Source organism: Shewanella hanedai (assembly GCF_007197645.1).
GTDB lineage: Bacteria > Pseudomonadota > Gammaproteobacteria > Enterobacterales > Shewanellaceae > Shewanella > Shewanella hanedai.
Window position 1 is genome coordinate 170,683 of sequence record NZ_VKGK01000006.1, and the last position, 14,827, is coordinate 185,509.

13 protein-coding genes are annotated in these 14,827 nt (G+C 43.7%); 3 read left to right on the forward strand and 10 right to left on the reverse strand.

What is annotated here, in order from left to right; genetic code table 11:
* Positions 1-39: 39 nt before the first annotated feature.
* The 8 genes from FN961_RS07290 to aroA form a co-directional block, all read right to left on the reverse strand.
* Positions 40-582, reverse strand: coding sequence for a DUF2058 domain-containing protein (locus tag FN961_RS07290; protein ID WP_143563929.1), 543 nt, complete (start codon positions 580-582; stop codon positions 40-42).
* Positions 583-593: 11 nt separating this feature from the next.
* Positions 594-1,286: an orotidine-5'-phosphate decarboxylase gene (pyrF, locus tag FN961_RS07295; protein ID WP_143563889.1), complete on the reverse strand. Its 693-nt coding sequence runs from the start codon at positions 1,284-1,286 to the stop codon at positions 594-596.
* Positions 1,287-1,379: 93 nt separating this feature from the next.
* A complete protein-coding gene (gene lapB / locus FN961_RS07300) occupies positions 1,380-2,540 on the reverse strand; it encodes a lipopolysaccharide assembly protein LapB (RefSeq protein WP_143563890.1) in 1,161 nt (386 codons plus the stop codon).
* 1 nt (position 2,541) lies between these two features.
* Positions 2,542-2,832 carry a LapA family protein gene (locus FN961_RS07305; protein ID WP_143563891.1) on the reverse strand — a complete coding sequence of 97 codons (291 nt, stop codon included), beginning with the start codon at positions 2,830-2,832 and terminating at the stop codon, positions 2,542-2,544.
* A 124-nt stretch (positions 2,833-2,956) separates the two neighbouring features.
* The gene (gene ihfB, locus FN961_RS07310) at positions 2,957-3,244 is read right to left on the reverse strand and encodes an integration host factor subunit beta (RefSeq protein ID WP_143563892.1); all 288 of its coding nucleotides are present in this window, start codon (positions 3,242-3,244) and stop codon (positions 2,957-2,959) included.
* A 74-nt stretch (positions 3,245-3,318) separates the two neighbouring features.
* Positions 3,319-4,989 carry a 30S ribosomal protein S1 gene (gene rpsA, locus FN961_RS07315; protein WP_143563893.1) on the reverse strand — a complete coding sequence of 557 codons (1,671 nt, stop codon included), beginning with the start codon at positions 4,987-4,989 and terminating at the stop codon, positions 3,319-3,321.
* A gap of 102 nt (positions 4,990-5,091) precedes the next feature.
* Entirely contained in the window at positions 5,092-5,784 is a 693-nt protein-coding gene (gene cmk, locus FN961_RS07320; RefSeq protein ID WP_143563894.1) for a (d)CMP kinase, read from the reverse strand.
* Between the two features lie 257 nt (positions 5,785-6,041).
* A complete protein-coding gene (aroA, locus tag FN961_RS07325) occupies positions 6,042-7,328 on the reverse strand; it encodes a 3-phosphoshikimate 1-carboxyvinyltransferase (protein ID WP_143563895.1) in 1,287 nt (428 codons plus the stop codon).
* A gap of 440 nt (positions 7,329-7,768) precedes the next feature.
* Between aroA and FN961_RS07330 the strand changes: the two genes are divergently transcribed.
* Positions 7,769-8,974: an amino acid aminotransferase gene (locus FN961_RS07330; protein WP_143563896.1), complete on the forward strand. Its 1,206-nt coding sequence runs from the start codon at positions 7,769-7,771 to the stop codon at positions 8,972-8,974.
* Positions 8,975-9,021: 47 nt separating this feature from the next.
* On the opposite strand, the gene serC is transcribed toward FN961_RS07330, so the two are convergent.
* Together serC and gyrA are read right to left on the reverse strand one after the other, a co-directional pair.
* Entirely contained in the window at positions 9,022-10,113 is a 1,092-nt protein-coding gene (gene serC, locus FN961_RS07335; protein ID WP_143563897.1) for a 3-phosphoserine/phosphohydroxythreonine transaminase, read from the reverse strand.
* 182 nt (positions 10,114-10,295) lie between these two features.
* Positions 10,296-13,013 (reverse strand): DNA gyrase subunit A, encoded by a 2,718-nt coding sequence (gene gyrA, locus FN961_RS07340; protein ID WP_143563898.1) that lies wholly within the window; start codon positions 13,011-13,013, stop codon positions 10,296-10,298.
* 308 nt (positions 13,014-13,321) lie between these two features.
* Between gyrA and ubiG the strand changes: the two genes are divergently transcribed.
* Together ubiG and FN961_RS07350 are read left to right on the forward strand one after the other, a co-directional pair.
* Positions 13,322-14,035: a bifunctional 2-polyprenyl-6-hydroxyphenol methylase/3-demethylubiquinol 3-O-methyltransferase UbiG gene (ubiG, locus tag FN961_RS07345; protein ID WP_143563930.1), complete on the forward strand. Its 714-nt coding sequence runs from the start codon at positions 13,322-13,324 to the stop codon at positions 14,033-14,035.
* The gene (locus FN961_RS07350; protein ID WP_143563899.1) at positions 14,035-14,730 is read left to right on the forward strand and encodes an HAD family hydrolase; all 696 of its coding nucleotides are present in this window, start codon (positions 14,035-14,037) and stop codon (positions 14,728-14,730) included. Before ubiG ends, FN961_RS07350 begins: the two co-directional genes overlap by 1 nt.
* Positions 14,731-14,827 lie beyond the last annotated feature (97 nt).

Consider the following 14,827-nt stretch of genomic DNA (forward strand, 5'->3'; position numbering starts at 1 on the left):
TATTCAATCAATGAATATCCCTTTTTCATTCGCACTAATTTACCACATCAGATCATCTGGTATCACATAATCAGCGTATGGATCATCCTCTTCGACAACTTGAGCTTTATCATCTTTAATCCACAAGTAGCCACACCACTCAGGTACAAGCAAATTGACCCGTTCAGCCAATTTATGAGGAACAAGGTAACTCGTCTCATCATGACGTACGATACCCAGTTGCCCATTTAATAGCTGGCTCTGTAACTTATCATCGACATACAAAGAGAAGATTTTATTATCAAAGGTAAAGTTGAATTTTACTTCAGCATGTTGAGGCAACTTAATCGCAAGACGTTTAAATTCCGTCACAAGGCCACGGACTTGCCCTTTCTCAGATGCTTCCTCAAAACGTTGCTCGTTAAGCGCCTTATCTTTAGCCGCTTGCACAATTTTTTGTTCTGCTATCTGTTGCTTTAATTCGGACGAGCCATCATCAACTTTAGCTTTACGATCGCGCCGCTTCTGTGTTGTTGCTTTCTGTACTTTCTGTTTGCTGACCAAACCCGCTTTGAGTAGCTGATCTTGAAATGCATTTGCCATCATAAACTCGCTTAAATCGATTGATGAATAGCCGTCAGTGCCGCTAACGGATCTGAAGCTTTGGTAATAGGTCGTCCAATGACTAAATAATCAGAGCCTGCAGCAATTGCTTGTGGCGGCGTCATGATCCTGTGTTGATCACCTTTGTCAGCACCCACTGGGCGTATGCCAGGAGTAATGAGTTTAAACGACTCACCTAAAGACGCTTTTAACACTTCAGCCTCATGAGCCGAGCATACCACACCATCAAGTCCTGCTCTCTGAGTAAGTTTAGCCAAACGTTGAACATGCTCAAACGCTGGCACATCAATGCCGATAAGTTTAAGATCTGCATCGCTCATTGATGTCAGTACCGTCACAGCGATCAGCATAGGGGCGTCATCTCCATAAGGTACTAGCGCTTTTTTCGCCGCTTCCATCATCGCAAGCCCACCACTGGCATGAACATTGGTCATCCACACACCTAGCTCAGCAGCTGAAGCCACGGCCTTCGCGACAGTATTTGGAATATCGTGAAATTTAAGATCTAAAAAAAGATCGAAACCACGGCTGTGGATGTCTTTGACTAGTTGTGGCCCAAAAAGAGTAAACATCTCCTTGCCCACTTTTAAGCGACACATTTCAGGGTCAAGCTTATCGACTAATTGCAAAGCAGCATTTTTATTATCAAAATCTAAGGCAACTAAAATCGGTTTATTACTCATTATCTCTCCATTAACTTTGCGCTATATTGTTCATTGTTCTTTTACTTCATGAATAGACTTTTAACATCGCTTAATCGTAAGGATTAAAGAGTCTTACTCGCCATCTAAGCCCCGAATGCGCTTAATGCTCCCCCAGTTTTTACATGAAGGACAGTGCCAGTAAAGACTGTGAGCGGGAAACCCACATTCACTGCATCGATAGCCTGGTCGGTATTTGATCTGCTGCTCAACAAGCTTCTCTAACATGGTTAAACTTTCTTTTGCTTGTCCCTCTTCCGCTTGTTGCACGTGCATCTGCATTAAATGTTGGAAGCTCTTCATGGTCGGGTGGCGGTATAGTCCATCCAAAATCAATTTTTCAGCTTCTTTGTTATCCCCCTGCTCTATCAACTTGTGAGCCAAGTTAATAGCAACACTTGCCCCCGCACCTAGTGCTAGGGCTTGGCGAAGGTACTCACAATATCCGGTGAGATCCTGTCTTTGCTTAAACGCTTGGTTCGCGATAGAGAGTGCATCCGGCACTAACTCAATATCGGCTGACAAGAGCTTGGTCAACATCTCGTTGCACTTAGATAATTCCCCTTGGTCAAGGAATAATCCTGCAAGAGTAAGTATCGCTCTGCCACAATCAGGGTCTTGTTTAATAGCCAATAACAGGGTTTTCACTTTAGCGCTGTTATCAGTCTCTTCACCCGCAAGTTCACAATAAAAATGGGCAGTATTTTGTCGTAAAGTTTGCTGACGCTTGCGTTTGAGGGTTTTAATGATATTGATCGCTTTCTGCCAATCCTTAGTGATTTGGTAGATATCGATAAGGTGATCTTCAGCCTCTTCACTATGATCATCTTGTTTAACAAGGTTTAGGAATATCTCTTCAGCGCGATCGTAAAAACCTGCGGCCTGGTAATCTTTACCTAGTTCCATCATCGCGATATCTCGTTGCTCAGTACTTAAGCTGGGTCTGGCAATGAGGTTTTGGTGAATGCGAATAGAACGGTCAACTTCACCGCGCTTCCTAAAAAGGGAGCCCAGAGATAAATGAGTGTCGATAGTGTCGTCGTCGACATCCAGCATAGTGATAAAGAGATCGACTGCTTTATCTGATTCATTAGAAAGCAGGAAGTTCAAACCAGTAAAGTAATCTCGGCTTAGCTTTTTTCGGTCACTACTCTGCTTTTGTCTGACACTTCGACGGCCCATATACCAACCGTAACCGGCGGCAATAGGAAGTAACAGAAACAGTATCTCTAGCATATTAAGCGTCTACTTCCCGGACTGTTGTGACTTCGGTAGTCTGTGGCTCAATAAGTTGGTTTTTTTTATTCGCAGTGCGAAGTGCGAGCTTAAGTTTGGCGATGTGATACATCGCAAAAATCCAGCTGATAAGGAACCCTGCGAGGAATACGACGGCTAACACGATAGGTAGCCTGAACTCACCCTGAGCGACGAAATAGCTGATCGTCACAATTTGTTCGTTACGAGCACCAAATATGAGAGCCAGAAAGAAAAACAGCGCGACTAACACAGTTATGATGAAAGACTTCACGTTACGCTCCATGCATCGATTGATTTCTCTTGATTATCCAAGAATTTGACTCAATATACTACTGATACCAATATCTTTAGGCATAAAAAAGCCTCCTTGCGGAGGCTTTTGAAAAAAATGCTAATTAAACGTTTATCGCATCGACACGTTCGCGCAGTTCTTTGCCTGGCTTAAAGTGCGGTACATATTTGCCATCCAATTCAACTGAGGTTCCAGTTTTTGGATTACGGCCAGTACGCGGCGCACGGAAATGGAGAGAAAAGCTACCAAAGCCACGGATCTCTATACGATCACCGCCTTCTAATGTTTCGGCCATTTGCTCCAACATCTCTTTGATTGCACTTTCCACTTCTTTAGCCGACAGCTGCGACTGCCTCATGGCGAGTTTTTCGATTAGTTCGGATTTGGTCATCCTATACCCTCTATTATCAAGCCCAACACAGTCACCTAACAGGGGTGCAAGCACCCCAGAACTTCAGGCGAATATTACTTACGAGCCGCTTTGAATGCTTCAGCCATAGCTGAGCTCATTACGTCGTCTTCTTGCTTGGTATTCAAGCTAGCCATAGCTTCTTTTTCGTCAGCTTCATCTTTCGCTTTGATAGATAGGCTAATTGTACGGTTCTTACGGTCAACACCCATGAACTTAGATTCAACAGCGTCGCCTACAGAGTAAACTGTAGATGCATCTTCGATACGCTCGCGAGAGATATCAGATACACGTAGGTAACCTTCAACAGTTTCAGCTAGTTCAATAGTAACGCCTTTAGCGTCTACTGCAGTCACTGTACCATTTACAATAGCACCTTTCTTCTTATCTGCAAGATAAGCATTGAACGGATCGTCTTCAGTTTGCTTAACGCCTAAGCTGATACGCTCACGTTCTGGGTCAACAGAAAGAACAACTGCGTTGATCTCGTCGCCCTTCTTGTATTCAGCAACAGCTTCTTCGCCAGTACCATTCCAAGAGATATCAGAAAGGTGAACTAGACCGTCGATGCCGCCGTCTAGACCGATGAAGATACCGAAGTCAGTGATTGACTTGATCTTACCAGTAACCTTGTCGCCTTTAGCGAAACGATCTGCGAAGTCATCCCATGGGTTAACTTTACACTGCTTAAGACCTAGAGAAATACGACGACGCTCTTCATCGATGTCAAGAACTAGAACTTCAACTTCATCACCTAGGTTAACAACCTTTGATGGGTGGATGTTCTTGTTAGTCCAATCCATTTCAGAAACGTGAACAAGACCTTCAACGCCTTCTTCGATTTCAACGAAACAACCGTAGTCAGTTAGGTTAGTTACGCGACCAGTCAAACGTGTGTTTTCTGGGTAGCGCTTGCTGATTTCTAACCATGGATCTTCGCCAAGTTGCTTAAGACCTAGTGATACGCGTGTACGCTCACGGTCATACTTAAGAACTTTAACGTTGATTTCGTCACCAACATTAACGATTTCTGATGGGTGCTTAACGCGCTTCCAAGCCATATCAGTGATATGTAGAAGACCATCAACGCCACCAAGATCAACGAATGCACCGTAGTCAGTAAGGTTCTTAACGATACCTTTAACCGCTTGACCTTCTTGAAGGTTCTCAAGAAGAGCATCACGCTCTGCGCTGCTTTCAGATTCGATAACTGCACGACGAGAAACAACAACGTTGTTACGCTTCTGGTCAAGCTTGATAACTTTGAATTCTAATTCTTTGTTTTCTAGGTGAGCGGTATCGCGAACAGGGCGAACGTCAACTAGAGAACCAGGTAGGAATGCACGGATACCGTTTAATTCAACAGTGAAACCGCCTTTAACCTTACCATTGATGATACCGATTACAGTTTCAGCATCTTCGTACGCTTTTTCTAGAACGATCCAAGCTTCGTGACGCTTAGCTTTTTCGCGAGACAATTGAGTCTCACCGAAGCCATCTTCAACAGAGTCAAGCGCTACGTGCACAGTGTCACCAACAGAGATTTCAAGTTCGCCAGCAGCGTTCTTGAATTGTTCAGCTGGGATTGGGCTTTCTGACTTAAGACCCGCGTCAACTAGTACCATACCGTTTTTAATCGATACAACGACACCAGTTACGATAGAACCAGGGCGGAACTCAAGTTCATTTAGGGATTGTTCAAATAGATCAGCAAAAGATTCAGTCATGTTTAAGTTACTTTCTTTAATAAACCACTGTCCATCCTAGACGTGGAGTCAGTAAAATTATTCGCATCATCCATGTTACGAATAGTAAAGCGAAAGCCGGAATTAGCTCTCGCTAGATAATTTAGTTTCAATATGTCTCAATGCAAGATTGAGCACTTCTTCAATTCCGATCCCAGAGGTATCGATGATTAACGCATCCTCAGCAGGCACCAATGGGGCAACACTGCGATTCATATCGCGATCATCACGCTCTTTTATCTCATTTAAAAGCTGATCGATATTAACATCGAAGCCCTTGTCCTGCAACTGATTATAGCGTCTTTGAGCCCTTTCTTCAGCTGAGGCAGTTAAATAAAGTTTCACTGGCGCATTCGGGAATACAATCGTCCCCATATCGCGGCCATCAGCGATTAAACCTGGGGTTTCTTTAAAAGCCCTTTGACGTCGCAGTAAGGCTTCTCTTACTCTCGGAAATGCCGCCACTTTAGAGGCTGCATTAGAACACTCTGGACTGCGGATATCCCCAGATACATCCTCACCTTCAAGTACAACTTTAATGCCTTTGTTAACTTGGCTCGTAATAAACTGCACGTCCAGGTGCGCGGCGAGTAAAGTTAAAGAATTCTCATTGTCAAGCTCCACATGATGGTGAATTGCAGCTAAAGCTAAGACACGGTATATCGCACCACTGTCTAATAATTTCCAACCTAAACGTTGAGCGAGTAATTGGCTGATTGTACCTTTCCCAGCACCGCTAGGGCCGTCAATCGTGACTACAGGAGCCCGTTCTGACATAAATTTCTCCACAGTAAAATCCGTCTTCCCTAAGATTTTTTAAATGAAATTTTTTAAAAATGAGTTAGCTCTCAAAGTCCGGTAAAATTTCTCATAACGAAAATTGAGCGCGCGCATTATAAACTATTTGATAACAGAAAGCGGCAAGTATTTGCATTCATGTTCAGCAAGAGAATAGGAAATTTGCAAGGAAAAGTGTTTCAGGCTAAATAATTTCAGCCTGAAACTTAACGAGGATAGCTTTTATACAGCCGTGACTAATTTTGAGTGGATAACGCTACAAACTGCTTAAAATAATCAGGAAATGTTTTTGAGGTACAATCAGGATCATTAATCGTGATACCACATTCGGCAAAGGCAAGCATGGAAAAGCACATGGCCATACGATGATCGTTATAGGTATCGATATCCGCCGTGTTAGGTGCATTAGGTGGCGTGACACTGATGTAGTCATGGCCTTCATCTACAATCGCCCCAACTTTACGTAATTCAGTGGCCATGGCCGCAAGTCGATCCGTCTCTTTAATGCGCCAATTGTAGATATTACGAATATGGGTGGTGCCTGTGGCAAACAGAGCAGTGGTTGCGATGGTCATTGCGGCATCAGGAATGTGATTCATATCCAAATCAACGGCATGTAACTTTGACACTCGAGAGATAATGTAATCGTCCCCCCACTCAATTTCTGCGCCCATTTTTTCTAACACATCGGCAAATTTAACATCACCTTGAATGCTTAAACGCCCCACTCCCGTGACTTTCACTTCACCACCTTTAATGGCGCCAGCTGCTAAAAAATAGGACGCAGATGATGCGTCACCTTCTACCAGCACTTTCCCCGGCGACACATAGGTTTGACCCGATTTTATTTCAAAACGACCATAGGCATGATTTATCACCTCAACGCCAAATTGAGCCATCAACGCAATAGTAATGTCGATATAAGGTTTAGAGACCAACTCACCTTTAATCTTGATATTGACATCACCTTTAGCCAGCGGTGCCACCATGAGTAGCGCAGTGAGAAACTGACTCGACAGATCCCCCGCGATTTCAACATCACCTGCGTTTAATCCCGTTGCCTTAATGGTCAATGGCGGGAAGCCGTCATTCTTCAGATAATTAACTTCAGCGCCTAATTGCCTTAATGCATCAACTAAGTCACCAATTGGGCGTTCCTCCATACGAGGCTCCCCCGTTAACGTGAACTCGCCTTCACCTAAGGTCAAAGCTGCACATAAAGGTCGCATTGCTGTACCAGCATTACCTAAAAATAGGGTTTGTGCCATTTCTGAATTAAGTGGAGCACCCAGACCATCGAGCTCACAGACCGTTTTATCATCTGACAGTCGATAATTCACACCAAGCTGTTTTAATGACGCTAACATATAGCGAATATCATCTGAATCTAATAGGTTAGTGAGAGTCGTGGTCCCCTTCGCTAATGTGGCAAGTAAGAGTGCGCGATTGGAGATACTCTTAGATCCTGGGATATTGATCGTTCCCTGTACTTTACTGATGGTCTCGAGACGTAGTTGCTTCATTAAATAACTTCTTTATTATTGCGGGACAAACAACCCACAGGTTAGCAATAGATGTTCATGGCAAACAGACTGGACTAGCACCATCACGACAAAATGGTGTTCCGTTTAACCGATGTTTGAACTTCGTAGTTCTAAATTTACTGATCCAGCGTCACTATTCAACACTTTTTTGTGATTTTATGGACTTCAATGCCAATTTCTATTCAAAGAGGCATATTTCGATGAAAAATAGCCATATTTATGCCTTTAAATTGAGGTATGTCTAATTAACAATTAAATGCGTTTTGTAGAGTGGAATGAAAACATGCCAGATAAATTGTTTTATCATTTCGCTCCATACACTATTGCTCAGCAAGGGAATTAAGTTACTCTAAAGTGATGGAGTAATACCAGCCAGTGGCTAATCAAGTCATAAAAACTAAAATAAGGGTAATGAAGCTATGTTCGACACACTCACCGCTATGCCTTCCGATCCAATCCTTGGATTAATGACCAAGTACCGTGAAGATCCCCGTGCTAATAAGGTAGATTTAGGCGTTGGCGTTTATAAAGATGAATTAGGCCATACCCCAATTTTAGCCTGTGTGAAAAAAGCGGAACAATATCGTATAGATACCGAGGAAACCAAAGTTTACATCGGCCCGACAGGATCTGCCGACTTTAACGCCCTCTTGAGCGAGCTCGCTTTTGGCAAAAGTAACCCAGCTTTATTGGCCAATCGTATTCGCACTGTATCCACTCCTGGCGGTACCGGTGCCCTTCGTGTTGCGGCGGACTTCATTAAACGCGCAAGTCGAAGCACTAAAAGCGGTGAAGCGGTTATTTGGGTCAGCGATCCAACTTGGGCAAATCACACTGGACTATTTGAAGCGGCCGGTATTACGGTTAAAACCTACCCTTATTACGATTACGACAGCAAAAGTCTCAAGTTTGATGAGATGAAGGCAACACTGGCTAATGTCGGTCCCGACGATGTCGTGCTACTGCACGCATGCTGCCATAACCCAAGCGGGATGGATCTAAGCACTCAACAGTGGGATCAGATCATTGAGCTTACCAAAGAACAAGGTTTCACCCCGCTTATCGATATGGCTTACCAAGGTTTTGGTGATGGTGTAGATGAAGATGCCTATGGCGTCCGTAAAATGGCTGCTGCAGTCGACAATATGATTCTGTGTAGCTCGTGCTCAAAAAACTTCGGCTTGTACAGAGAACGTATCGGTGCCTGCTCTATCATAGGAAAAGATGCCGCTTCTGTGAATGTGGCCTTCTCAGTATTACTTTATGTTGTTCGTTGCATCTACTCTATGCCACCTGCTCACGGTGCAGCTATTGTGGAAACCATTTTAGGTTCACAAGAACTAAAACAAGAGTGGTTAGACGAACTCAAAGTGATGAGAGACAGGATTAATGGCAATCGAGCCATGTTAGTGAACAAATTGAAAGAAAAAGGCGTAACACGTAACTTTGACTTTATCGCTCAGCAAAAAGGAATGTTTTCTTTCCTAGGCGTTAATGCTCAGCAGGTGGATTTACTGCAGCAAGACTACGGGATCTATATGGTTGATTCTAGCCGTATCAGTATCGCGGGTATTGGTTTAGCCAATGTCGATTACTTGGCAGAGTCTATAGCTAAAGTGCTTTAAGCATTATATAAGGCTCCTAGGTTTGAATTTCTAGGAGCCTTTTTCATCTAACGTTCAGAACTCGCAAACTTATCCATAAAGCTTACTAGTGAAACAACCCCTTCAAGGGGCATGGCATTGTATATGCTCGCACGCATACCACCCACACTCCGGTGCCCTTTTAACGCAACCAACCCAGCTTCTGCAGCCTCAGCGAGAAACTCTGCGTTGAGGGTCTCATCCTTCAAGTAGAAAGTTACATTCATTACTGAACGATTTTTCACTGCAACGGTATTGTGATAAAAATCACTGCTGTCGATAAAGTCATATAATAACTTAGCCTTATCCAAATTAACCTGCGCTAATGCATTCACGCCACCAATGGATTTCAGCCAAGTAAACACTTCTGCGGCAAGATACCATGCAAATGTGGGAGGCGTGTTATACATCGACCCATGCTTAACGCCCAATCGGTAATCCATAATAGAAGATTGTGGCAGCGCTGGTAGCCTTAACATGTCATCACGCACTATGACGATACTCAAACCTGAAGGCCCAATGTTTTTCTGAGCACCGGCATAGATCAACCCGTACTTACTCACATCGATTTCTCTAGACATGATATTGGATGACATATCGGCGATGATTGGCCAAGGGCAATCAATATCTTCAAAAATTTCGATGCCATCCACAGTTTCATTTGGACAGTAATGCAAATAACGATACTCATCGTTATTACCTGACAATTGAGGCATAACAACGGTATTGATGCAATTATTATTTTCAACAATATTCAGTCTTTCAATTTGTTCATCACTGGTCAACTTAACCGCTTCTTCAGCCGCCGCTTTCGACCAACTTCCAGAGATGAGATAGAGCGCTTTTCCTTTATCACCAAGAAAATTATTTACAACAGCAGAAAACTGCCCTCTTCCACCGCCATGCATGAATAACAGATGGTAGTTGGAAGGTATCGACATCAATTCACGCAAATCAACTTCTGCTTGATCAGTTAAGGCAATAAACTCTTTACTTCGGTGACTTATCTCCATCACTGAGGTACCTAGACCATTCCAATCAAGTAGCTCACTCTGAGCTTTTTGCATTACAGCTTGGGGGATCATTGCAGGGCCCGCACAAAAATTGTATGTCGTGCTCACTTCTTTCTCCTTAAGGGTTAACGAATACTGATTGGTATGATAATTCACAATGGAAACATATTGTCATAGGATGTGATGAGCTGCCTAGATTATTTTCAAATAACTCAATACTTTTTATAGAACAGAAACAAAACGGGCGTCCAAATGGACGCCCGTTAATCATATCACTAAAAACTTAGCCATTATTCAGCTGGTTCAGCTTCTGGCGCATCGTCAGCAGTAGGAGTTTCATCAGTTGATGTCGTTTCTACTGAATCATCAACAACAGCAGGGATAATTGGATTGCCCTCTTCGTCAAGTTCAGGAGCTGGCTCTTGAATCTCATCAATACGTTGAAGACCAACCACTTTCTCATCATCTGCCGTACGTATTATCGTGACACCTTGAGTGTTACGACCAATACTTGAAACACCCGTTGCAGGGGTACGAACCAATGTGCCTTTGTTACTGATCAGCATGATTTCATCGTTTTCGCCAACTTGTACAGCACCAACTACCGCGCCATTACGTTCGCTCACTTTAATTGAAACCACACCTTTAGTACCACGGCTCTTAGCTGGATATTCAGCTAAATCAGTACGCTTACCATAACCGTTTTCAGTCACGGTTAAGATATCGCCTTCGCCTTTAGGCACAATCAGAGAAACAACGCGTTGTCCGTCTTCAAGCTTAATACCACGAACACCGGTTGCAGTACGACCCATTGCACGTAGCGCAATGATCTCTTCACCTGTTTCAGGATCTATTTTAACTTCGCCAGTTTCTGAGCTACGAGCTTTCTCGTTAAATCTAACAACCTTACCTTCGTTAGAGAACAACATGATGTCGTCACTGCCGTGGGTAATGTCAACACCAATCAACTGATCACCGTCTTTCAGATTCACTGCGATAATCCCGTTTGCACGTGGATTACTGTACGCCGTTAATGCTGTTTTCTTCACGGTACCGTGCGAGGTAGCCATGATGATGTACTTATCTTCAGCGTATTCACGAACAGGCAAGATAGCCGTAATGCGTTCGCCTTCAGACAGTGGCAAGATATTAACGATTGGACGTCCACGAGCTGTACGACTGGCAAGCGGCAACTGGTACACTTTCAACCAGTACATTTTACCGAAATCAGAGAAACAAAGAATCGTGTCATGAGTATTAGCTACAAGTAGCTTCTCAACGAAATCTTCATCTTTCACTTTAGTCGCTGCTTTACCTTTACCACCACGTCGCTGCGCTTGGTAATCCGATAGGACTTGGTACTTGGCATAACCTAAGTGTGACAGCGTAACGACTACATCTTCTTCGTTGATTAAGTCTTCAAGACTCATGTCAACTTCGTTGGCATTAATCACTGTACGACGCTCATCACCGAAGTTTTCTAGCACTTCATTAAGCTCTTCAGTGATCACTTCCATCAAACGCTCTGAACTGCGAAGAATGTAAAGCAGTGCTGCAATGATTTCGAGTAGCTCTTCGTACTCTTTTAAGATCTTCTCGTGCTCTAAGCCTGTTAACTTGTGCAGACGTAGATCAAGAATGGCTTGTGCTTGTTGTTCTGTTAAGAAGTAACGACCATCACGAATACCGTATTCAGGCTCTAACCACTCAGGGCGCGCTGCGTCATCACCGGCTTTTTCAAGCATGCCTTGAACATGGCCTAACTCCCATCCTTCAGCAACAAGCTTAATTTTTGCATCAGCTGGGGTTGGAGAGGCTTTAATCAAGGCAATGATTGGGTCAATATTCGCCAAAGCAATCGCTAATGATTCAAGGATATGAGCACGGTCGCGTGCCTTACGCAGTTCGAACACAGTACGACGTGTAACCACTTCGCGACGGTGCAGAATAAAGCACTCTAGCATCTCTTTAAGGTTAAACAGTTTAGGCTGACCGTTGGTCAATGCCACCATGTTGATACCGAAAGAGCACTGCATCTGTGTTTGAGCGTATAAGTTGTTAAGTACAACTTCGCCTACTTCACCACGCTTAATTTCAACGACAATACGCATACCATCTTTATCAGACTCGTCACGTAGGCCGCTAATACCTTCAATTTTTTTATCTTTAACAAGCTCGGCGATTTTTTCAATCAAACGAGCCTTGTTAACCTGATACGGGATCTCGTGAACAATGATGCGCTCACGCCCATTGTCGTCGGTTTCCACATCAGCTTTAGAACGCATTATCGCACGGCCACGACCAGTGTGATAAGCATCAATAATGCCTTTACGACCATTGATCATCGCAGCTGTTGGGAAGTCAGGACCAGGGATATATTCCATTAACTCGTTAATGGTTAGATCTGGATTTTCAATGAGTGCTAAACAACCCGACACCACTTCATTTAAGTTATGTGGTGGGATATTCGTTGCCATACCAACCGCAATACCTGACGAACCGTTAACCAGTAAAGTTGGAATTCGCGTTGGTAATACTGCAGGAATAAACTCAGTGCCATCATAGTTAGGCACAAAATCAACCGTCTCTTTATCAAGATCGGCTAATAGCTGATGAGCGACCTTGTCCATACGGATTTCGGTATAACGCATCGCAGCTGCGGCATCACCATCGACGGAACCGAAGTTACCTTGACCGTCAATTAATGTGTAACGCATAGAGAAAGGTTGCGCCAAGCGTACAATCGTATCGTAAACGGCTGTGTCACCGTGTGGGTGATACTTACCGATAACGTCACCGACAACACGTGCCGATTTCTTGTAAGGCTTATTCCAATCGTTTTTAAGCTCACTCATCGCGAATAATACGCGGCGGTGGACAGGCTTTAAGCCATCGCGAACATCAGGTAATGCTCGGCCTACGATCACGCTCATCGCGTAATCTAGATATGAATTTTTTAATTCGTCTTCAATATTAATTGGAGTTATAGATGAAGCCAGATCAGTCATAAACTGCTCGATCCCTTGAAATTTAGCCGACGTCCCAATATCCGAAATGGAAAATTGAAATCATCGAGCTTGAAAACGTGATTTGGCATTCTAACACAGTTATTTTTTGTCGCTAGACCCTATTTATCATTCAGTTTAAATAAGTATTAATCAAAGAATTTGTTGACCAAAATCAAACTATGTTCGCTATTCAATCAATTGTTTAAAATATCGTTCATTTCTCTCCTGTTTGGCCTTTGCTTATTAATGCCTATAGGTATAATGCCAATATAACCCATGCCTTTTCAGGTGATATAGTGCAGCAAGATATGCAGAACAACGTGAATGTCGATCCAAGTGAGATAGCCAAATTTGAAAAGATGGCGGCGACGTGGTGGGATCCTGAAGGTGAGTTCAAGCCACTGCATAAATTAAACCCACTGCGATTAAACTATATTGATCAAACTTGCGGAGGCGTATTTGGTAAGCGCATTCTCGATGTGGGCTGTGGCGGTGGGATCTTATCTGAAAGCATGGCCCGTATTGGCGCTAACGTCGACGGACTCGATATGGGAACCGAACCGTTAGATGTTGCTAGATTACATGCATTAGAGATGAATGTAGATGTTAACTACATCCAGAATACCGCAGAATCTCACAGTGAAACCCACTCTCAGACCTATGATGTCATCACTTGCATGGAGATGTTAGAGCATGTGCCAAGCCCTGGTTCAGTGATACAAGCCTGTGCCAATATGGTCAAACCCGGCGGTTATGTGTTCTTCTCAACCATAAACCGTAATCTGCGTGCTTATGTCGAAACCATTTTAGGGGCTGAGTACATACTCAAGCTTTTACCTATTGGCACCCACGATCATAATAAATTTATTAAACCATCAGAATTAATCTCCTTGGCTGAACACGCTGAACTTTTCTGTGAAGATGCCACCGGAGTTACCTTTAACCCATTGACCGATACTTTTAGCTACACAAAAAATGTCGATGTAAACTACATGATCGCGACAAGAAAGAGTGCTGATTAATGCCCCATGCCTCTCACGATTGTGAACCACCGTTAATTAAAGCCGTCTTGTTTGATCTGGACGGCACCTTAGTTGACACAGCGCCCGATCTTGTTGCCGCGCTCAATCTGAGTTTAGCCGAACACCATTATCCTCAAGTCACTGTCAATAAGATGCGTCAAGCTGCCTCTGATGGCAGTTTAGCGCTTGTTAAAGCGGCGCAACCCAACATCGATGAAACTAAACAAGTTGAGATACAACAGGGCTTACTGCGCCACTATGCTCAGGTAAATGGCACACACAGTCAGATGTTTGATAGGCTCCCTGCACTGCTCGATTACCTCGACGCTCATTCTATTCCCTACGGCATTGTGACCAATAAACCTGCCCGTTTCACCCGGCCGCTTATTGAAGCCTTAAAGCTCACAAGCAGAATGAAAACAGTGATCAGTGGCGATAGCACGTTAATGTCTAAGCCCAAGGCTGCACCTATGTTACTGGCGGCGCAGCAAATCGGCTGTGCACCTGAAAATATCCTTTATTTGGGCGATGCTGAACGAGATTTAGTCGCCGCGGCAAACACCCATATGTTCGGTGGCATTGCGATGTGGGGCTACATTGGTTCCGATGCTCGTCCACAAGATTGGCCAAGTAATTTTTCTTTCCAATCGGCTCAAGATGTGATGGAGTTTTTGATGCTCGAAAGAGAAAAGTAGCAGATCGACTCAGGTGATTTTTTGAGTGTTTGATCCAAAAGATCGCCAATCAAACTCACCAAGTTTAGTGGAGCCACTTTTTGAACGAAAATGATCT

Bases quoted from the DNA above. Each gene is read 5' to 3' on its own strand.
- FN961_RS07290 (WP_143563929.1), bottom strand. From the start codon at position 582: ATGGCAAATGCATTTCAAGATCAGCTACTCAAAGCGGGTTTGGTCAGC.
- pyrF (WP_143563889.1), bottom strand. From the start codon at position 1,286: ATGAGTAATAAACCGATTTTAGTTGCCTTAGATTTTGATAATAAAAAT.
- lapB (WP_143563890.1), bottom strand. From the start codon at position 2,540: ATGCTAGAGATACTGTTTCTGTTACTTCCTATTGCCGCCGGTTACGGT.
- ihfB (WP_143563892.1), bottom strand. From the start codon at position 3,244: ATGACCAAATCCGAACTAATCGAAAAACTCGCCATGAGGCAGTCGCAG.
- rpsA (WP_143563893.1), bottom strand. From the start codon at position 4,989: ATGACTGAATCTTTTGCTGATCTATTTGAACAATCCCTAAATGAACTT.
- cmk (WP_143563894.1), bottom strand. From the start codon at position 5,784: ATGTCAGAACGGGCTCCTGTAGTCACGATTGACGGCCCTAGCGGTGCT.
- aroA (WP_143563895.1), bottom strand. From the start codon at position 7,328: ATGAAGCAACTACGTCTCGAGACCATCAGTAAAGTACAGGGAACGATC.
- FN961_RS07330 (WP_143563896.1), top strand. From the start codon at position 7,769: ATGTTCGACACACTCACCGCTATGCCTTCCGATCCAATCCTTGGATTA.
- gyrA (WP_143563898.1), bottom strand. From the start codon at position 13,013: ATGACTGATCTGGCTTCATCTATAACTCCAATTAATATTGAAGACGAA.
- ubiG (WP_143563930.1), top strand. From the start codon at position 13,322: ATGCAGAACAACGTGAATGTCGATCCAAGTGAGATAGCCAAATTTGAA.
- FN961_RS07350 (WP_143563899.1), top strand. From the start codon at position 14,035: ATGCCCCATGCCTCTCACGATTGTGAACCACCGTTAATTAAAGCCGTC.